Origin of the sequence: Serratia proteamaculans (genome assembly GCF_004684015.1) — a bacterium.
In the GTDB taxonomy this organism is placed as follows: Bacteria; Pseudomonadota; Gammaproteobacteria; order Enterobacterales; family Enterobacteriaceae; genus Serratia; species Serratia proteamaculans_F.
Map to the genome: position 1 here is coordinate 1 of NZ_SRIA01000003.1, position 19357 is coordinate 19357.

The following is a 19357-nucleotide window of genomic DNA, read 5'->3' on the forward strand; positions in this document are numbered from 1 at the left end:
TGAACGTGGTCAGGTACTGGCTAAACCAGGTTCTATCAAGCCGCACACTCAGTTCGATTCAGAAGTGTACATCTTGAGCAAAGATGAAGGTGGTCGTCACACTCCATTCTTCAAAGGCTACCGTCCACAGTTCTACTTCCGTACTACTGACGTGACCGGTACCATCGAACTGCCAGAAGGCGTTGAGATGGTTATGCCTGGTGACAACGTGAACATGAAAGTCACCCTGATCCACCCAATCGCGATGGACGACGGTCTGCGTTTCGCAATCCGTGAAGGCGGCCGTACTGTTGGCGCTGGTGTTGTTGCCAAAGTTATCGCTTAATCGCTGATAACGTTTGACGCGACACGCGGTAAAAGGGCATCATTTGATGCCCTTTTTCTACGCTGTGAACTAGAACCTATCTCATCAGCGATTTTGCAGTCATAATCATTGGTGAGATGGGCTCTTAAAGCGTATTGACTGAAATACGTCATAGCGTAAAACACCGAAATGCTGCCAAGCAGCATCTGATCGGTTTGGTTTGCCTTGCAATGCGAGGCAAAGTTGTCTGTTCTGAATTCATTGTGACAGGTTGGTTTATGAGTGCGAATACCGAGGCTCAAGGGAGCGGGCGCGGCCTGGAAACGGCTAAATGGCTGATCGTCGCTGTTCTGTTGGTTGTAGCGATTGTCGGTAACTATTTCTACCGTGATTTCAGCCTGCCATTACGCGCGCTGGCCGTTGTAGTGGTTATCGCTGTTGCAGGCGCTGTGGCGCTGATGACGACCAAAGGCAAAGCCACCGTTGCGTTTGCACGTGAAGCGCGTACCGAAGTGCGCAAAGTGATCTGGCCAACTCGTCAGGAAACGCTACATACCACGTTGATCGTTGCCGCGGTAACTGCCGTGATGTCACTGATTCTGTGGGGGCTGGATGGTATTCTGGTCCGTCTGGTATCGTTTATTACTGGCCTGAGGTTCTAAAATGTCTGAAGCTCCAAAAAAACGTTGGTACGTCGTTCAGGCGTTTTCCGGTTTTGAAGGTCGCGTAGCCCAATCGCTGCGTGAATACATCAAACTGCATGATATGGAAGAACTGTTCGGCGAAGTCATGGTTCCTACGGAAGAAGTTGTTGAAATCCGTGGCGGCCAACGTCGCAAAAGCGAACGTAAATTCTTCCCGGGCTACGTACTGGTTCAGATGGTGATGAACGATGCCAGCTGGCACTTGGTACGCAGTGTTCCACGCGTAATGGGTTTCATTGGCGGGACTTCTGACCGTCCGGCTCCGATCAGCGACAAAGAAGTTGATGCGATTATGAACCGCCTGCAGCAGGTTGGTGATAAGCCGCGTCCGAAAACGCTGTTCGAACCGGGTGAACTGGTCCGCGTTAGCGATGGTCCGTTCGCTGACTTCAACGGTGTTGTTGAAGAAGTGGATTACGAGAAAAGCCGCCTGAAAGTTTCTGTTTCCATCTTTGGCCGTGCAACGCCGGTGGAACTGGACTTCGCTCAGGTTGAGAAAGGCTGATCAATTAATCAGCAATAAGTGGCTTTTGCCGCTTGTCAGAGGCGCGAAATTGAACTATAATTTCGCGCCTTTTGTTTTTATAGGCCTTGCTCTTTAGAGTGAGGTGATACACGGGGAGCCTTTTGCGAGGCGTTATTACCCAAACCGAGGAATTGTAAATGGCCAAGAAAGTACAAGCCTACGTTAAGCTGCAAGTTGCAGCCGGTATGGCGAACCCAAGTCCGCCAGTTGGTCCAGCTCTGGGTCAGCAAGGTGTTAACATCATGGAATTCTGTAAGGCGTTCAATGCTAAGACTGATAGCGTTGAGAAAGGTCTGCCGATTCCGGTTGTTATTACTGTTTATTCTGACCGCTCCTTCACTTTCGTTACCAAAACCCCGCCAGCAGCAGTTCTGCTGAAAAAAGCGGCTGGTATCAAGTCTGGTTCAGGCAAGCCGAACAAAGACAAAGTAGGTAAAGTGACAAGTGCTCAGGTACGTGAAATCGCAGAAACCAAAGCTGCGGACATGACTGGTTCCACCGTTGAAGCGATGACTCGCTCCATCGAAGGTACCGCTCGTTCCATGGGCCTGGTAGTGGAGGATTAAGAAATGGCTAAGCTGACCAAGCGCATGCGCGTGATCCGTGACAAAGTTGATGCTACTAAACAGTATGACATCACCGAAGCTGTTGCTCTGCTGAAAGAGCTGGCCACCGCTAAATTCGTAGAAAGCGTTGACGTTGCTGTTAACCTCGGCATCGACGCTCGTAAATCTGACCAAAACGTTCGTGGCGCTACCGTTCTGCCAAACGGCACCGGTCGTTCCGTTCGCGTTGCCGTATTTGCCCAGGGCCCTAACGCTGAAGCAGCTAAGGCTGCTGGCGCAGAGCTGGTAGGTATGGAAGATCTGGCAGACCAGATCAAGAAAGGCGAAATGAACTTCGACGTTGTTATTGCTTCCCCGGATGCAATGCGCGTTGTTGGTCAACTGGGCCAGATCTTGGGTCCACGTGGCCTGATGCCAAACCCGAAAGTGGGTACCGTTACTCCGAACGTTGCAGAAGCTGTGAAAAACGCTAAAGCAGGTCAGGTTCGTTATCGTAACGACAAAAACGGCATCATCCATACCACTATCGGTAAGGTTGATTTCGAGTCAGACAAGCTGAAAGAAAACCTGGAAGCTCTGCTGGTTGCGCTGAAAAAAGCAAAACCATCTCAGGCTAAAGGCGTGTACATCAAGAAAGTTAGCCTCTCCACCACCATGGGTGCTGGCGTTGCTATCGATCAAAGCGGCCTGACTGCTGTAGCGAACTAATCGCCCTGCGATTATCGCTTTGACTTGGGGCGAAGATTTGTCTAGAATCTTATGCCCCAAGGTTTTGCTATTGGCAATAGCCACAGCGGAACAAAGATTTTTCGGTTGGAGCCTGGCCTATCCAGGCCTCCGTCCAAGACCGCAGGTGTATCGAAAGGTACTTAATCTTTCCTGCGTAGACGGTGACAGAGCCTAAAGAAATTTTTTCTTTTTATAAAAGAATAGTCTTTGCTGGATTCTGCTCACCGTGTTTGAACGCTCTCACTGCGTGATTTATCACAAGGTGTTGAGTGATGTGAGTGCCGGGGATTTCCCCCGGCTAAATCCAGGAGCAAAAAGCTAATGGCATTAAATCTTCAAGACAAACAAGCGATTGTTGCTGAAGTCAACGAAGTAGCCAAAGGCGCGCTGTCTGCGGTTGTTGCGGATTCCCGTGGCGTTACCGTTGATAAAATGACTGAACTGCGTAAAGCAGGTCGTGAAGCTGGCGTTTACATGCGTGTTGTTCGTAACACCCTGATGCGTCGCGTAGTTGAAGGCACTCCATTCGAATGCCTGAAAGACACGTTCGTCGGTCCTACCTTGATTGCATTTTCTCATGAACACCCGGGCGCTGCTGCTCGTCTGTTCAAAGATTTCGCGAAAGCGAATGCAAAGTTCGAGATTAAAGCTGCGGCCTTTGAAGGTGAGCTGATCCCTGCGGCACAAATTGACCGCTTGGCAACTCTGCCTACTTACGATGAAGCAATCGCACGCCTGATGGCAACCATGAAAGAAGCCGCTGCCGGCAAATTGGTTCGCACTCTGGCTGCACTGCGCGATCAGAAAGAAGCGGCATAAGCCCTTTTTCTTATCCGTTGCTTACGTATTTAAACTATTTCTGAATTTTAGGAACATTTGTTATGTCTATCACTAAAGACCAAATTATCGAAGGCGTTGCAGCTCTGTCTGTAATGGAAATCGTTGAACTGATCGCCGCTATGGAAGAGAAGTTCGGTGTTTCTGCTGCTGCTGTAGCTGCAGGTCCTGCTGCTGCTGCTGAAGCTGTTGAAGAAAAAACTGAATTCGACGTTGTACTGAAAGGTATCGGCGCGAACAAAGTTGCAGTAATCAAAGCAGTACGTGGCGCAACTGGCCTGGGTCTGAAAGAAGCTAAAGACCTGGTTGAGTCTGCACCAGCAGCACTGAAAGAAGGCATCAGCAAAGACGACGCTGAAGCACTGAAAAAAGCTCTGGAAGAAGCTGGCGCTGAAGTTGAAGTTAAATAAGCCACTGCTTTCTGAGTGCAGTCTGTTTTAACTAACAGACTGATGGCTGGTGACTTTTTGGTCACCAGCCTTTTTGCGCTGTAGGGCGTCAGTAGAGTTTCACACTGTTTGGCTACTGGCTAACCCCAATATTTCTTTCTATCGACGACTTAATATATTGCCTTCCCTGCCGCAGCAAAATCTGCCGCACAACGCAACGAAATGATTTAAGCGTGATAGAAACGAGTATTGCGGAGAGTGTTCCCGCTTTCCGGTCGACAAAATGGTGTTGCGTGAACCGTCCTATATCCGGACGGACAATAGGTTCGACTTTCCAGCGAGCTGAGGAACCCTATGGTTTACTCCTATACCGAGAAAAAACGTATTCGTAAGGATTTTGGTAAGCGTCCACAAGTTTTGGACATACCATATCTCCTTTCTATCCAGCTTGATTCGTTCCAGAAGTTTATCGAGCAAGATCCAGAAGGGCAGCACGGCCTAGAAGCCGCCTTCCGTTCTGTGTTCCCTATCCAGAGCTACAGTGGCAATTCGGAGCTGCAATACGTTAGCTACCGTCTTGGTGAGCCGGTCTTCGACGTCAAAGAGTGCCAGATCCGTGGTGTGACGTTCTCTGCACCGCTGCGCGTAAAACTGCGCCTGGTCATCTATGAGCGTGAAGCTCCGGAAGGTACGGTCAAAGACATCAAGGAACAAGAAGTCTATATGGGCGAAATTCCGCTCATGACCGAAAACGGCACCTTTGTGATCAACGGTACTGAGAGGGTTATCGTATCTCAGCTTCACCGTAGTCCTGGCGTATTCTTTGACAGCGATAAGGGTAAAACCCACTCTTCGGGTAAAGTGCTGTATAACGCACGTATCATCCCTTACCGCGGTTCATGGCTGGATTTCGAGTTTGACCCGAAAGACAACCTGTTTGTGCGTATTGACCGTCGCCGTAAATTGCCTGCGACCATCATTCTGCGTGCATTGAACTACACCACTGAGCAGATCCTTGACCTGTTCTTTGCGAAAGTAGTTTACGAGATCCGTGATAACAAGCTGCAGATGGAGCTGGTTCCAGAACGTCTGCGTGGTGAGACTGCTTCGTTTGATATCGAAGCCAACGGCAAGATCTACATTGAGAAAGGCCGTCGTATCACCGCTCGTCATATCCGTCAGCTCGAAAAAGACGAAATTCAGAGTATTGAAGTACCGGTTGAGTACATCGCGGGCAAAGTGGTCGCGAAGGACTATATCGATACCAATACCGGTGAGCTGATCTGCGCAGCCAACATGGAGCTGTCGCTGGATCTGCTGGCCAAACTGAGCCAGTCAGGCCACAAGCGTATCGAAACGCTGTTCACCAACGATCTGGACCACGGTGCGTACATCTCTGAGACTGTACGTGTCGATCCAACCAGCGATCGTTTGAGCGCACTGGTAGAAATCTACCGCATGATGCGCCCTGGTGAGCCGCCAACGCGCGAAGCTGCTGAAAACCTGTTTGAGAACCTGTTCTTCTCTGAAGACCGCTACGATCTGTCTGCGGTTGGTCGTATGAAGTTCAACCGTTCTCTGCTGCGTGACGAGATCGAAGGTTCGGGCATCCTGAGCAAAGACGACATCATCGAAGTGATGAAGAAGCTCATCGGTATCCGTAACGGTAAAGGCGAAGTGGACGATATCGACCACTTGGGCAACCGTCGTATCCGTTCCGTCGGCGAAATGGCTGAGAACCAGTTCCGTGTAGGTCTGGTGCGTGTTGAGCGTGCGGTTAAAGAACGTCTGTCCCTGGGCGATCTGGATACCCTGATGCCACAGGATATGATCAACGCCAAACCGATTTCGGCGGCGGTGAAAGAGTTCTTTGGCTCCAGCCAGCTTTCTCAGTTTATGGACCAGAACAACCCGTTGTCCGAGATTACGCACAAACGTCGTATCTCTGCATTGGGCCCAGGCGGTCTGACCCGTGAACGTGCCGGCTTTGAAGTTCGAGACGTACACCCGACTCACTACGGTCGCGTGTGTCCAATCGAAACGCCGGAAGGTCCAAACATCGGTCTGATCAACTCCTTGTCCGTGTACGCACAGACAAACGAGTATGGCTTCCTGGAAACTCCGTACCGCCGCGTGCGTGACGGTCTGGTTACCGATGAAATCAACTATCTGTCTGCTATTGAAGAAGGCAACTTCGTTATCGCTCAGGCGAACTCCAACCTGGATGATGACGGCCGCTTCGTAGAAGACCTGGTCACCTGTCGTAGCAAAGGCGAATCAAGCCTGTTCAGCCGCGACCAGGTTGACTATATGGACGTATCAACCCAGCAGGTTGTATCCGTTGGTGCTTCACTGATTCCATTCCTGGAACACGATGACGCCAACCGTGCATTGATGGGTGCGAACATGCAACGTCAGGCGGTTCCAACCTTGCGTGCTGACAAGCCGCTGGTAGGTACCGGTATGGAACGTGCTGTAGCTGTTGACTCCGGTGTTACTGCCGTAGCTCGACGTGGCGGTGTGATCCAGTACGTGGATGCTTCCCGTATCGTTATTAAAGTTAACGAAGACGAGATGCTCGCGGGCGAAGCAGGTATCGATATTTATAACCTGACCAAGTACACCCGTTCTAACCAGAACACCTGTATCAACCAGATGCCGTGTGTGAATCTGGGTGAGCCAATCGAGCGCGGCGACGTGCTGGCAGATGGCCCGTCTACAGACCTGGGTGAACTGGCGTTGGGCCAGAATATGCGCGTGGCATTCATGCCATGGAACGGCTACAACTTCGAAGACTCCATCTTGGTGTCCGAGCGTGTCGTTCAGGAAGATCGCTTCACTACCATCCACATCCAGGAACTGGCATGTGTGTCTCGCGACACCAAGCTGGGGCCTGAAGAGATCACTGCCGACATCCCTAACGTGGGTGAAGCAGCGCTCTCCAAACTGGATGAGTCCGGTATCGTGTATATCGGTGCTGAAGTGACCGGTGGTGACATTCTGGTTGGTAAGGTAACACCAAAAGGTGAAACCCAGCTGACGCCAGAAGAGAAGCTGCTGCGTGCGATCTTTGGTGAGAAGGCGTCTGACGTTAAAGACTCCTCTCTGCGCGTACCAAACGGCGTTTCCGGTACGATTATCGACGTGCAGGTCTTTACCCGCGATGGTGTGGAAAAAGACAAGCGTGCGTTGGAAATCGAAGAAATGCAGCTGAAGCAGGCGAAAAAAGACCTGACTGAAGAACTGCAGATCCTGGAAGCTGGTCTGTTCGCACGTATCCACGCGGTGCTGGTTGCCGGCGGTGTTGAAGCTGAAAAGCTGAGCAAGCTGCCACGCGATCGCTGGCTGGAACTGGGCCTGACCGACGAAGAAAAGCAAAACCAACTGGAACAGTTGGCAGAGCAGTACGACGAGCTGAAATCCGACTTCGAGAAGAAGCTGGACGCCAAGCGTCGTAAGATCACCCAGGGCGATGATCTGGCACCAGGCGTGCTGAAAATCGTTAAGGTTTATCTGGCTGTTAAGCGTCAGATCCAACCGGGTGACAAGATGGCAGGCCGCCACGGTAACAAGGGTGTTATCTCCAAGATCAACCCGATCGAAGATATGCCTTACGATGAAAACGGCACGCCGGTTGACATCGTACTGAACCCGTTGGGCGTACCATCACGTATGAACATCGGTCAGATCCTGGAAACCCACCTGGGTATGGCTGCGAAAGGCATTGGTGAGAAGATCAACCAAATGCTCAAGCAGCACCGGGAAGTGGCCAAGCTGCGTGAGTTCATTCAGAAGGCTTACGATCTGGGCGACGATGTCTGCCAGAAAGTTGACCTGAACACCTTCACCGACGACGAAGTACTGCGTCTGGCAGAGAACCTGAAAAAAGGTATGCCAATCGCAACGCCGGTGTTTGATGGTGCGAAAGAGAGTGAAATCAAGCAACTGCTGGAAATGGGCGGGATCCCAACCTCGGGTCAGATTACGCTGTTCGATGGCCGTACCGGTGAGCAATTTGAGCGCCAGGTTACCGTTGGCTATATGTACATGCTGAAACTGAACCACTTGGTTGACGATAAAATGCACGCCCGTTCAACCGGTTCTTACAGCTTGGTTACTCAGCAGCCGCTGGGTGGTAAGGCGCAGTTCGGTGGTCAACGCTTCGGTGAGATGGAAGTGTGGGCACTGGAAGCATACGGCGCAGCTTATACCCTGCAGGAAATGCTTACCGTTAAGTCGGATGACGTTAACGGCCGTACCAAGATGTACAAAAACATCGTGGATGGCGATCACCGCATGGAACCAGGCATGCCGGAGTCCTTCAACGTACTGTTGAAAGAAATCCGCTCGCTCGGTATCAACATCGAACTGGAAGGCGAGTAATCGTTTTTCCGGCTCAGGCTCCCGGCCTTAGGGAGCCTGAGGGTGGTTGTTCAGGTCACACGGGCGCGCGATTTGTCAGCGTGCGCCCAACAGGTTTAACTCCGACAGGAGCCAATCCGTGAAAGACTTATTAAAGTTTCTGAAAGCGCAAACCAAGACCGAAGAGTTTGACGCGATCAAGATTGCTCTGGCATCGCCAGACATGATCCGTTCGTGGTCGTTCGGCGAAGTCAAGAAGCCGGAAACCATTAACTACCGTACGTTCAAACCAGAACGTGACGGCCTTTTCTGCGCCCGTATCTTTGGGCCGGTAAAAGACTACGAGTGCCTGTGCGGCAAGTACAAGCGCTTAAAACACCGCGGCGTGATTTGTGAGAAGTGCGGCGTTGAAGTGACCCAGACCAAAGTACGCCGTGAGCGTATGGGGCACATCGAGCTGGCTTCACCCACTGCGCACATCTGGTTCCTGAAATCGCTGCCATCCCGCATCGGTTTGCTGCTGGATATGCCGCTGCGTGACATCGAACGTGTACTGTACTTCGAATCCTATGTGGTTATCGAAGGCGGTATGACTAACCTCGAGCGTCGTCAGATCCTGACTGAAGAGCAGTATCTGGATGCGCTGGAAGAGTTCGGTGATGAATTCGACGCCAAGATGGGTGCGGAAGCTATTCAGGCCCTGTTGAAAAACATGGATCTGGAGCAAGAGTGTGAAACTCTGCGCGAAGAGCTGAACGAAACCAATTCCGAAACCAAGCGTAAGAAGCTGACCAAGCGTATCAAGCTGCTGGAAGCGTTCGTACAGTCTGGCAACAAACCAGAATGGATGATCCTGACCGTGCTGCCGGTACTGCCGCCGGATCTGCGTCCGCTGGTGCCGTTGGATGGGGGGCGTTTCGCGACTTCAGATCTGAACGATCTGTATCGCCGCGTGATCAACCGTAACAACCGTCTGAAACGCCTGCTGGATCTGGCTGCGCCTGACATCATCGTGCGCAACGAAAAGCGTATGCTGCAAGAAGCGGTAGATGCCCTGCTGGATAACGGCCGTCGCGGTCGTGCGATCACCGGTTCCAACAAGCGTCCTCTGAAATCTTTGGCCGATATGATCAAAGGTAAGCAGGGTCGTTTCCGTCAGAACCTGTTGGGTAAACGTGTTGACTACTCTGGTCGTTCTGTAATCACCGTAGGTCCATACCTGCGTCTGCATCAGTGCGGTCTGCCTAAGAAAATGGCACTGGAGCTGTTCAAACCGTTCATCTACGGCAAGCTGGAGCTGCGTGGCCTGGCCACCACCATCAAAGCCGCCAAGAAAATGGTTGAGCGCGAAGAAGCTGTCGTTTGGGACATCCTGGACGAAGTTATCCGCGAACACCCGGTACTGCTGAACCGTGCACCAACCCTGCACCGTTTGGGTATCCAGGCATTTGAACCGGTTCTGATCGAAGGTAAGGCTATCCAGCTGCACCCATTGGTTTGTGCGGCATACAACGCCGACTTCGATGGTGACCAGATGGCAGTACACGTTCCACTGACGCTTGAAGCCCAGTTGGAAGCGCGTGCGCTGATGATGTCTACCAACAACATCCTGTCACCAGCGAACGGCGAGCCAATCATCGTTCCTTCTCAGGACGTTGTATTGGGTCTGTATTACATGACCCGTGACTGTGTTAACGCCAAAGGCGAAGGCATGGTGTTGAGTGGCCCGAAAGAAGCGGAGCGTATTTACCGCGCCGGTCTGGCTTCTCTGCATGCGCGTGTCAAAGTGCGTATCACTGAAGAGATCAAAAACACCGAAGGCGAGTCTGTACACCAGACTTCGATCGTCGACACTACCGTTGGTCGCGCCATCCTGTGGATGATCGTGCCGCGCGGTCTGCCGTATTCGATCGTTAACCAGCCTTTGGGCAAGAAAGCTATCTCCAAGATGCTGAACACCTGTTACCGCATCCTGGGCCTGAAGCCGACCGTTATCTTTGCTGACCAGATCATGTACACCGGTTTTGCTTACGCTGCCCGTTCCGGCGCGTCAGTAGGTATCGATGACATGGTAATCCCTGCCAAGAAAGCAGAGATCATCGAAGAAGCAGAAACCGAAGTTGCCGAAATCCAGGAGCAGTTCCAGTCTGGTTTGGTTACCGCCGGCGAACGCTACAACAAAGTGATCGATATCTGGGCCGCAGCAAACGAACGTGTTGCCAAGGCAATGATGGAAAACTTGTCTGTTGAAGACGTCGTCAACCGTGACGGTGTTGTTGAACAGCAGGTTTCCTTCAACAGTATCTTTATGATGGCCGACTCCGGTGCGCGTGGTTCTGCAGCACAGATTCGTCAGCTGGCCGGTATGCGTGGCCTGATGGCCAAGCCGGATGGTTCCATCATTGAAACGCCAATCACTGCGAACTTCCGTGAAGGTCTGAACGTACTCCAGTACTTCATCTCCACGCACGGTGCTCGTAAAGGTCTGGCGGATACCGCACTGAAAACGGCTAACTCCGGTTATCTGACCCGTCGTCTGGTTGACGTGGCACAGGATCTGGTGGTTACCGAAGACGACTGTGGTACTCACAACGGCATCATGATGACTCCGGTTATCGAAGGTGGTGACGTTAAAGAGCCACTGCGCGAACGTGTTCTGGGTCGTGTGACAGCAGAAGATATCATCAAGCCGGGTACGGCTGATATCCTGGTGCCACGTAACACCCTGCTGCACGAGAAGACTTGTGACCTGTTGGAAGAGAACTCTGTCGACAGCGTTAAAGTCCGTTCCGTGGTTAGCTGTGAAACCGATTTTGGTGTGTGTGCAAACTGCTATGGTCGCGACCTGGCACGTGGTCACATCATCAACAAAGGCGAAGCTATCGGCGTAATCGCGGCACAGTCAATCGGTGAGCCGGGTACACAGCTGACGATGCGTACGTTCCACATCGGTGGTGCGGCATCTCGTGCGGCTGCTGAATCCAGCATCCAGGTGAAAAACAAGGGTACTCTGAAGCTGAGCAATGTGAAGTTCGTAATGAACGCCGCAGGCAAGCTGGTGATTACCTCTCGTAACACCGAACTGAAGCTGATCGACGAATTCGGCCGTACTAAAGAACGCTACAAAGTGCCTTACGGTTCCGTGATGGGCAAAGGCGACGGTATGGAAGTTAACGGCGGCGAAACCGTTGCTAACTGGGATCCGCACACCATGCCAGTTATCACCGAAGTGAGTGGTTTCATCCGCTTCGCTGATATGGTTGACGGCCAGACCATTACCCGCCAGACCGACGAACTGACCGGTTTGTCTTCTCTGGTAGTACTGGACAGCGCAGAGCGTACCGGTAGCGGTAAAGACCTGCGTCCGGCACTGAAAATCGTTGATGCCAAAGGCGACGACGTATTGATCCCAGGTACTGATATGCCTGCTCAATACTTCCTGCCAGGTAAAGCGATTGTACAGCTGGAAGACGGCATTCAGATCGGTGCGGGTGATACCTTGGCGCGTATTCCTCAGGAATCCGGCGGTACCAAGGATATTACCGGTGGTCTGCCACGCGTTGCGGATCTGTTCGAAGCACGTCGTCCGAAAGAGCCGGCAATCCTGGCTGAAATCAGCGGGATTATCTCGTTCGGTAAAGAGACCAAAGGCAAACGTCGCCTGGTAATCTCTCCACTGGACGGCAGCGATGCGTACGAAGAGATGATTCCAAAATGGCGTCAGCTCAACGTGTTCGAAGGTGAAGTTGTGGAGCGTGGTGACGTTGTTTCTGACGGCCCAGAATCTCCGCACGACATTCTGCGTCTGCGTGGTGTGCATGCGGTTACTCGCTACATCACCAACGAAGTGCAGGAAGTTTACCGTCTGCAAGGCGTTAAGATTAACGATAAACACATTGAAGTTATCGTTCGTCAGATGCTGCGTAAAGGCACCATCGTTAGCGCTGGTGGCACCGAGTTCCTGGAAGGCGAGCAGGCTGAAGTGTCTCGCGTTAAGATTGCCAACCGTCAGCTTGCTGCTGAAGGCAAGATCGAGGCAACCTTCTCACGCGATCTGCTGGGTATCACCAAGGCTTCCTTGGCGACCGAGTCCTTCATCTCCGCAGCCTCGTTCCAGGAAACGACGCGCGTTCTGACCGAAGCGGCTGTTGCCGGTAAGCGTGATGAACTGCGTGGCCTGAAAGAGAACGTCATCGTGGGCCGTCTGATCCCAGCCGGTACCGGTTACGCCTATCATCAGGACCGCATGCGCCGTAAAGCACAGGGTGAAACGCCAGTTGTTCCGCAGGTGAGCGCGGAAGAAGCAACGGCTAACCTGGCTGAATTGCTCAATGCAGGCAACCTGGGCGGCAACAACGATTAATCGTTGAATGCGCCTTGGGGTCTGGCATTGCCGGGCCCTGACCAGATAAACCGCTCCTTCGGGGGCGGTTTTTTTTTGCCTGCGAACCGGCTGGGTGAGGAGCTACAGGGGCATCAACATTCTGAGGTCCCGGAGTCACGCGGGAGGGTAATCCGACGCGATCCGGGAGAGGGTAAGGCGAAACCGTCTGGAAGGTGACGGCTCCGGCTGGCACCGGGTTTGGCAGCCAGCATCGCCACTATAGCGGGGCTGATTTTCCCTGCCAGCGATGTCGACAGCTTCTGCGCAACGCTTCCCTGGTTTTTTTCAACGGCGTTGCAAGGTTTGCAGATTACTGCGGGCTGCGCCCCAGGTATCCGTCCCAGTCTTTCCACACCGGCTGTAAACCGGCGTCGCTGATGGCTTGTGCCACCTGCTGCGGGGTACGGCCATCGTGGGGTTCAAACTGTTCCAGCTCCGGTGGCACATCGTCGGCATATCCGCCAGGCTGGGTTTTGGATCCGGCACTGACGCTGTTGATCGCCACCGGGATCATATGATCGCGGAAGAACGGTGACTCACGCGTCGACAAAGACAGCTCTACGTCGGGGGCGAACAGCCGGAAGGCACAGATTAGCTGCACCAATTGCGGTTCACTCATGATCGACGCCGGTTCGATACCACCGGCACAGGGTCGCAGGCGCGGGAACGAGATCGAGTAGCGGCTCTGCCAGTAAGTCTGCTGTAGGTAGAACAGGTGTTCAGCCAGCATATAGCAGTCGGTACGCCAACTGTTGGACAGCCCGATCAGGGCGCCGAGGCCGATCTTGTCGATCCCGGCACGGCCCAGGCGATCCGGAGTGGCCAGCCGCCAGTGAAAGTCCTGTTTCTGACCGCGCAGATGATGTTGCAGGTAGGTCGCGGGATGATAGGTTTCCTGATACACCAGCACGCCATCCAATCCCAGCGCTTTTAACTCGGCGTACTCTTGCTGCTCCAGCGGTTGTACCTCCATCATCAGCGAACTGAAATGGCGGCGGATCGCGGGAATATGCTGGCGGAAATAGTCCATGCCGACCTTGGTCTGGTGTTCACCGGTGACCAACAGCAAATGCTCAAAACCCAGCGCCTTAATCGCCAGACACTCGCGTTCGATCTCGGCAGCATCCAGGGTTTTACGCTTGATGCGATTGCTCATCGAAAAGCCGCAGTAGGTGCAGTCGTTGGCGCACAGGTTGGACAGATACAGTGGCACATAGAAACTAACCACATTGCCAAAACGTTGACGCGTCATCTGCTGAGCACGCTGCGCCAGTGGCTCCAGGTAGGATGCGGCAGCGGGGGAGATCAGCGCCATAAAGTCTTCGCGCGTCAGTTTTTCCGCATTCAGCGCATGCTCGACATCACGCGCCGTTTTGCTATTAATTCGCAGCGAGATATCGTCCCAATCCAACTGTTGCCAGCGGCTACTGAAGTCATCAGCCATCACAATGTCTCCCCGGTCTGGCTGAGAAAAGCGGTCAACGGGCTGGAGGCTACCGCATTACGCTGACTGCTGCCCAATCCCGCCTGTCGTGCCAGCTCGCCGGCCTCCAGTGCCAGGCGAAATGCCCGTGCCATCTGCACCGGGTCGCGCGCCACTGCGATGGCGGTATTCACCAACACGGCATCGGCACCCAGTTCGATAGCTTCTAGAGCATGGCTGGGCGCACCGATGCCGGCGTCGATCACCACCGGCACCCTGGCCTGCTCGATAATGATCTCCAGGAAATCACGGGTGCGCAGCCCACGGTTGGAACCAATAGGCGCGCCCAGCGGCATGACCGCGGCACAGCCCGCTTCCTCCAGACGTTTACACAACACCGGATCGGCGCCGCAATAAGGCAGCACCACAAAACCTTCTTTCACCAGCGTTTCCGCCGCCTTCAGGGATTCGATTGGATCCGGCAGCAGGTATTTCACATCGGGATGGATTTCCAGTTTCACCCAGTGGGTGCCCAGTGCTTCACGGGCCAGTCGGGCGGCGAACACCGCTTCTGCGGCGGTCTTGGCGCCGGAAGTATTGGGCAACAGGCGTACGCCCAGTTGTTGCAGCGGCGCCAGAATAGCGTCATTACCGCCGCGCAGGTCTACACGCTTCATTGCCATGGTGACCAGCTGCGAGCCGGAGGCCTGTAATGCCTCCAGCATCAGCGCTGGGGTGGCGAATTTACCGGTGCCGGTAAACAGGCGTGAAGTAAAAGTGGTATCGGCGATTTGTAGCATCTCAGCCTCCGGCGATCGCTTGAAACAGCAGGATGTCATCGCCGTCTTGCACCAGGTGGTTAGCCCAGTCGGTACGCGGGATGATAGTTTGGTTGATAGCCAATGCCGTGCCCGGCTGGTGGCGCTCCAGTTGCTGGAGTAGGGCGCTGATGCTGATGGGCTGTGCCAGTTCCAGCGGCTGGTCATTAAGCCGAATTTTCATGCTGTCCCTCCGCACGCCGGGCAGGAGCTGGCCTGACTGAGTTGCAAGGTGCTCCAGCTTTGTTGTTTGCCGTCGAACAGCCGCAGTTTGCCGCTGATGGCGGAAGGCAGACCCGCCAGCATTTTTATCGCTTCCAGCGCTTGCAGCGTGCCAATGACACCGACCACAGGGCCGAGTACCCCAGCGGTACGGCAGTTGCGCTGGGGTTCAGTTTGCTCCGGATACAGACAGGCGTAGCAACCGTGGGCATAGGGAGGTTCTATCACCAGCAGCTGACCGCTGAAACCCACCGCACTGCCGCTGATCAACGGTTTACCTGCCTGAATGCAGGTGGCGTTCACCGCATGGCGGGTTTCCATGTTATCGCTACAGTCCAAAATCAAATCGGCGCGTTGTACGGCGCGCTGTAACACTTCCCCCTGCAGACGCTGTTCCAGCGCGATGGATTCGACCATCGGGTTCAGCGCCTGTAGCTGGTGCTTTGCCAGAGCGGCTTTGTTTTGGGAAACGTCACTGCTGCGATAGAGGATCTGACGCTGCAAATTGGTGACGTGAAGTCTATCGTCATCGGCCAGCAGCAGGGTGCCGACACCGGCGGCGGCCAGATAAAGCGAGGCGGGGGAGCCTAAACCCCCCAACCCGACGATCAGCGCCGTCGACTGTTTTAGCTTCTCCTGGCCTTCGGGGCCAATGTCTTCCAGCAGCAACTGGCGGCTGTAGCGCAGGAATTCTTGATCGTTCAGCATGGCATCACTCCTTGCCTTCAACCAGTTGCAGCAGTTGTGCGGTCGCTGTGCGCCAGTCCGGGGCCTGGGTAATGGCGCTGACCACGGCGACGCTACCGACGCCACAATCCAGCACCGCCGCTACGCGATCGATACTGATCCCGCCGATCGCCACCGTTGGGTAGTCACTCAATCCGGCGACATGGCGCTTTAGCTCGACCAGACCCTGTGGGGCCGAAGGCATATCTTTGGTTTGCGTCGGAAAAATATGCCCCAGCGCGATATAGGACGGTTTCACCGCAATAGCGCGGGCCAGTTCGCTGTCGTCATGGGTAGAAACCCCTAAACGCAGCCCGGCACGGTGAATGGCGGCCAGATCGGTAGTATCCAAATCCTCTTGGCCGAGATGTACGCCATAGGCAGCGTGTTTAATCGCCAATTGCCAGTAGTCGTTGATAAACAACCGGGCGTGGTAGCGTTTGCCGAGGGCAATAGCGGCGGCAATGTCGTCCTCGACCTGCTCATCCGGCAGATCCTTAATCCGCAGTTGGAGGGTGGTGACGCCCGCCTCCAGCAAACGGGCAATCCATTCAACGCTGTCGACCACCGGGTATAGCCCCAACTTGTGAGGGGTGGCGGGGAAGGGGGTGGTGATATCAGTCATTGCTCAGTTCCTCTTGCAGGTTGCCGGCGCTGTGGTACAGCTCGCTGCCGCGTGAGCGGAACTCGGCTGACATCTTTTCCATGCCGGTTAGCTGCACTTCTATCGGTTTGGCCGCTTCCTGTGCGGCGGCATAGTCGCGAACTTCCTGCGAAATTTTCATCGAGCAGAATTTTGGCCCGCACATGGAGCAGAAGTGGGCGATTTTGCCGGACTCTTGCGGCAGGGTTTCGTCGTGATAAGCGCGAGCGGTGGCCGGATCGAGCGCCAGATTGAACTGGTCTTCCCAGCGGAATTCGAAGCGAGCCTTGGACATGGCGTTATCGCGGATCTGCGCGCCAGGGTGTCCCTTGGCCAGATCGGCGGCGTGAGCGGCAATTTTGTAGGTGATCAGCCCCTGTTTGACGTCCTCTTTGTTCGGCAGGCCCAAGTGCTCCTTCGGCGTGACGTAACACAACATGGCGCAGCCGAACCAGCCGATCATCGCGGCCCCGATGCCAGAGGTGAAGTGGTCATAACCCGGGGCGATATCGGTGGTCAGTGGGCCAAGAGTATAAAAAGGTGCCTCGTGACAATGCTCCAGTTCCTCGGTCATGTTGCGGCGGATCATCTGCATCGGCACGTGGCCGGGGCCTTCAATCATCACCTGCACGTCATATTCCCAGGCAATTTTGGTCAGTTCACCCAGGGTGTGCAGTTCGGCGAACTGGGCCTCGTCGTTGGCGTCCTGAATCGAACCCGGCCGCAGGCCGTCGCCGAGGGAAAGAGAAACGTCATAGGCAGCGCAAATCTCACAGATTTCGCGGAAGTGCTGGTAGAGGAAGTTTTCCTGATGATGCGACAGGCACCATTTGGCCATGATCGAACCGCCGCGGGAGACGATACCGGTCAGTCGTTTGGCGGTCATCGGCACGTAACGCAGCAGCACACCGGCGTGAATGGTGAAGTAGTCAACCCCTTGCTCCGCCTGCTCCAGCAGCGTATCGCGGAACATTTCCCAGGTGAGGTTTTCCGCCACGCCGTTGACCTTTTCCAGCGCCTGATAGATAGGCACCGTGCCAATCGGCACCGGGCTGTTGCGCAGGATCCATTCGCGGGTTTCGTGGATATAGCGTCCGGTGGAAAGGTCCATCACGGTATCTGCGCCCCAGCGGGTGGACCACACCAGTTTTTCGACTTCTTCCTCTATTGAAGAAGTCACCGCCGAGTTGCCGATGTTGGCATTAACCTTCACCAGGAAGTTGCGGCCGATAATCATCGGTTCGGATTCCGGGTGGTTGATATTGGCGGGGATGATGGCGCGCCCGGCGGCGACTTCCTGGCGAACGAATTCCGGCGTGATGTTCTCCGGCAGGTTGGCACCCCAGCTTTGGCCAGGATGCTGGTGGCGTAACACCTCGCCACGGATGCGCTCACGCCCCATGTTTTCGCGAATGGCGATAAATTCCATTTCCGGGGTGACTGTGCCGGCACGCGCGTAGTGCAACTGGGTCACACATTTGCCCGCTTGTGCCTTGCGTGGCAACGGCAGATGTTCAAAGCGCAGGTGATCCAGGCCTTCATCGGCCAGGCGCTGCTGGGTGAAACCTGAACTGACGCCCTTGAGGGCTTCGGTGTCACCGCGTTCCGCGATCCAACCGGCGCGTAGCTTCGCCAGACCGGTGTGCACGTTGAGCTCGGATTGAGGGTCACCATAAGGGCCGGCAGTGTCATACACTGGAATGGCTTCGTTGGGTTCGTACTTCGGGTTGTCCTTATCACCACCGATCAGCGTCGGACTGAGCTGAATTTCACGCATGGGTACCAGCAGATCGCTACGTGAGCCCTGCAGATAGATACGGCGTGAGTTGGGGAAGGAAACGCCTTGCAGGGTGTTGATAAACTGCTGGGCTTCTTCGCGTTGCTCTTTACGAGCACGGGGTTTCTTAACGTTAGACATAGCAAGTTCCTACCAGTGTGTTGGGTTGGGAAAGTTGCTTGTCTGGAGCTCGGAGGGAGTAATGATGCTGGCCGGCAAAGCGGGATTATCCCAAATAGGGGTCACCTGCCTGTGGCGATAGATTACTCTTGTTCCCTTCGCGGGTATTAACCCGATCAGGTTCCGCGGATCCCGAATTAACGGTCTCAGCCTGGCCAATTTGATGAACAAATCAGGCGCTAGGCACTCCGACAAGATGCCCTCCAGTATAGGAGGGATAATAAAAAAGACTACAAAATTTTAACGGGCCGGATCCAGCGTCTTGTCCGGTTCAGCCTGCTGCCAGGTTTCAGCCGCCAGTTGGATCAGCCTGTCTTCAAGGGTAAAACGAGCCGCCAGCGTTTCACCGATATCGGACAACGCCTGATGTAATTCCAGACACAAGTCCTGATCGATATCCGCATCGGTATAGCGATCGTGGAAAGCCATAATCTGCTCGGTATTGGCCCACAGCTTGGGATAGATGTTGACCGCCAGAGACATTTTCGGACTGGATGCGCCTTCCACTTGTTTGATTATTCTGTCATAGATATGAAAATGGCCGGCGGAGAGATAATCCACCAGATTGTGGCAAAAGTTCTCCAGCGCTTTTTCATTCAGCGGCGTATGCTTTTCTTTGTTAGGTTTAATGCCCACCAGGGCACAATAGGCGACCAGTAACTGCTTGCGTGCCTGAAGCCATTGATCTACTAATTCATTACTACCACCAACGCGCTGAGTCAGGCTTTCCAAACGGTTGAGCATGTTTGACTCCGTAAGTAATAAAA

General features: G+C 54.1%; 15 protein-coding genes, 1 pseudogene and 1 riboswitch. Of the genes and pseudogenes, 9 read left to right on the forward strand and 7 right to left on the reverse strand.

Annotation, left to right across the window (positions count from 1 at the left end; translation table 11 throughout):
- The 9 genes and pseudogenes from E5C26_RS01410 to rpoC all read left to right on the forward strand — a co-directional run.
- Positions 1-325, forward strand: a pseudogene (locus tag E5C26_RS01410) (EF-Tu/IF-2/RF-3 family GTPase); the annotation flags it as partial.
- 257 nt (positions 326-582) lie between these two features.
- Entirely contained in the window at positions 583-966 is a 384-nt protein-coding gene (gene secE / locus E5C26_RS01420; RefSeq protein ID WP_012004740.1) for a preprotein translocase subunit SecE, read from the forward strand.
- Between the two features lies 1 nt (position 967).
- Positions 968-1513 carry a transcription termination/antitermination protein NusG gene (nusG, locus tag E5C26_RS01425; protein ID WP_012004741.1) on the forward strand — a complete coding sequence of 182 codons (546 nt, stop codon included), beginning with the start codon at positions 968-970 and terminating at the stop codon, positions 1511-1513.
- A 158-nt stretch (positions 1514-1671) separates the two neighbouring features.
- On the forward strand, positions 1672-2100 hold the full coding sequence (gene rplK, locus E5C26_RS01430) for a 50S ribosomal protein L11 (protein WP_135314759.1): 429 nt from the start codon (positions 1672-1674) through the stop codon (positions 2098-2100).
- Between the two features lie 3 nt (positions 2101-2103).
- Positions 2104-2808 carry a 50S ribosomal protein L1 gene (gene rplA, locus E5C26_RS01435; RefSeq protein WP_012004742.1) on the forward strand — a complete coding sequence of 235 codons (705 nt, stop codon included), beginning with the start codon at positions 2104-2106 and terminating at the stop codon, positions 2806-2808.
- Positions 2809-3150: 342 nt separating this feature from the next.
- On the forward strand, positions 3151-3648 hold the full coding sequence (gene rplJ / locus E5C26_RS01440; protein ID WP_006323136.1) for a 50S ribosomal protein L10: 498 nt from the start codon (positions 3151-3153) through the stop codon (positions 3646-3648).
- A gap of 62 nt (positions 3649-3710) precedes the next feature.
- Positions 3711-4076, forward strand: a complete 366-nt coding sequence (rplL, locus tag E5C26_RS01445; protein ID WP_012004743.1) for a 50S ribosomal protein L7/L12 — start codon at positions 3711-3713, stop codon at positions 4074-4076.
- Between the two features lie 333 nt (positions 4077-4409).
- On the forward strand, positions 4410-8438 hold the full coding sequence (rpoB, locus tag E5C26_RS01450; protein ID WP_135314760.1) for a DNA-directed RNA polymerase subunit beta: 4029 nt from the start codon (positions 4410-4412) through the stop codon (positions 8436-8438).
- A gap of 118 nt (positions 8439-8556) precedes the next feature.
- Positions 8557-12780 carry a DNA-directed RNA polymerase subunit beta' gene (rpoC, locus tag E5C26_RS01455; RefSeq protein ID WP_135314761.1) on the forward strand — a complete coding sequence of 1408 codons (4224 nt, stop codon included), beginning with the start codon at positions 8557-8559 and terminating at the stop codon, positions 12778-12780.
- Positions 12781-13111: 331 nt separating this feature from the next.
- Here rpoC and thiH read toward each other — a convergent pair whose 3' ends face one another.
- The 7 genes from thiH to rsd form a co-directional block, all read right to left on the reverse strand.
- Complete coding sequence (gene thiH / locus E5C26_RS01460; RefSeq protein ID WP_135314762.1) at positions 13112-14245, reverse strand: 2-iminoacetate synthase ThiH; 1134 nt, start codon at positions 14243-14245, stop codon at positions 13112-13114.
- Positions 14245-15024, reverse strand: a complete 780-nt coding sequence (locus E5C26_RS01465) for a thiazole synthase (RefSeq protein ID WP_135314763.1) — start codon at positions 15022-15024, stop codon at positions 14245-14247. The genes thiH and E5C26_RS01465 overlap by 1 nt, the downstream gene beginning before the upstream one ends.
- A 1-nt stretch (position 15025) precedes the next feature.
- On the reverse strand, positions 15026-15226 hold the full coding sequence (gene thiS / locus E5C26_RS01470; protein ID WP_135314764.1) for a sulfur carrier protein ThiS: 201 nt from the start codon (positions 15224-15226) through the stop codon (positions 15026-15028).
- On the reverse strand, positions 15223-15972 hold the full coding sequence (locus E5C26_RS01475) for a HesA/MoeB/ThiF family protein (protein WP_135314765.1): 750 nt from the start codon (positions 15970-15972) through the stop codon (positions 15223-15225). Before E5C26_RS01475 ends, thiS begins: the two co-directional genes overlap by 4 nt.
- 4 nt (positions 15973-15976) lie before the next feature.
- Positions 15977-16615 carry a thiamine phosphate synthase gene (thiE, locus tag E5C26_RS01480; protein ID WP_135314766.1) on the reverse strand — a complete coding sequence of 213 codons (639 nt, stop codon included), beginning with the start codon at positions 16613-16615 and terminating at the stop codon, positions 15977-15979.
- Positions 16608-18551 (reverse strand): phosphomethylpyrimidine synthase ThiC, encoded by a 1944-nt coding sequence (thiC, locus tag E5C26_RS01485; RefSeq protein WP_135314767.1) that lies wholly within the window; start codon positions 18549-18551, stop codon positions 16608-16610. The genes thiE and thiC overlap by 8 nt, the downstream gene beginning before the upstream one ends.
- A gap of 115 nt (positions 18552-18666) precedes the next feature.
- A riboswitch (TPP riboswitch) is annotated at positions 18667-18791 on the reverse strand.
- Between the two features lie 39 nt (positions 18792-18830).
- The gene (rsd, locus tag E5C26_RS01490) at positions 18831-19334 is read right to left on the reverse strand and encodes a sigma D regulator (RefSeq protein WP_135314768.1); all 504 of its coding nucleotides are present in this window, start codon (positions 19332-19334) and stop codon (positions 18831-18833) included.
- Positions 19335-19357: the final 23 nt, after the last annotated feature.

Coding starts and splice junctions, on each gene's coding strand:
- secE (WP_012004740.1), top strand. CDS start 583: ATGAGTGCGAATACCGAGGCTCAAGGGAGCGGGCGCGGCCTGGAAACG.
- rsd (WP_135314768.1), bottom strand. CDS start 19,334: ATGCTCAACCGTTTGGAAAGCCTGACTCAGCGCGTTGGTGGTAGTAAT.
- thiS (WP_135314764.1), bottom strand. CDS start 15,226: ATGAAAATTCGGCTTAATGACCAGCCGCTGGAACTGGCACAGCCCATC.
- rplL (WP_012004743.1), top strand. CDS start 3,711: ATGTCTATCACTAAAGACCAAATTATCGAAGGCGTTGCAGCTCTGTCT.
- E5C26_RS01475 (WP_135314765.1), bottom strand. CDS start 15,972: ATGCTGAACGATCAAGAATTCCTGCGCTACAGCCGCCAGTTGCTGCTG.
- rpoB (WP_135314760.1), top strand. CDS start 4,410: ATGGTTTACTCCTATACCGAGAAAAAACGTATTCGTAAGGATTTTGGT.
- rplA (WP_012004742.1), top strand. CDS start 2,104: ATGGCTAAGCTGACCAAGCGCATGCGCGTGATCCGTGACAAAGTTGAT.
- E5C26_RS01465 (WP_135314763.1), bottom strand. CDS start 15,024: ATGCTACAAATCGCCGATACCACTTTTACTTCACGCCTGTTTACCGGC.
- rplK (WP_135314759.1), top strand. CDS start 1,672: ATGGCCAAGAAAGTACAAGCCTACGTTAAGCTGCAAGTTGCAGCCGGT.
- nusG (WP_012004741.1), top strand. CDS start 968: ATGTCTGAAGCTCCAAAAAAACGTTGGTACGTCGTTCAGGCGTTTTCC.
- thiC (WP_135314767.1), bottom strand. CDS start 18,551: ATGTCTAACGTTAAGAAACCCCGTGCTCGTAAAGAGCAACGCGAAGAA.
- thiE (WP_135314766.1), bottom strand. CDS start 16,615: ATGACTGATATCACCACCCCCTTCCCCGCCACCCCTCACAAGTTGGGG.
- thiH (WP_135314762.1), bottom strand. CDS start 14,245: ATGGCTGATGACTTCAGTAGCCGCTGGCAACAGTTGGATTGGGACGAT.
- rplJ (WP_006323136.1), top strand. CDS start 3,151: ATGGCATTAAATCTTCAAGACAAACAAGCGATTGTTGCTGAAGTCAAC.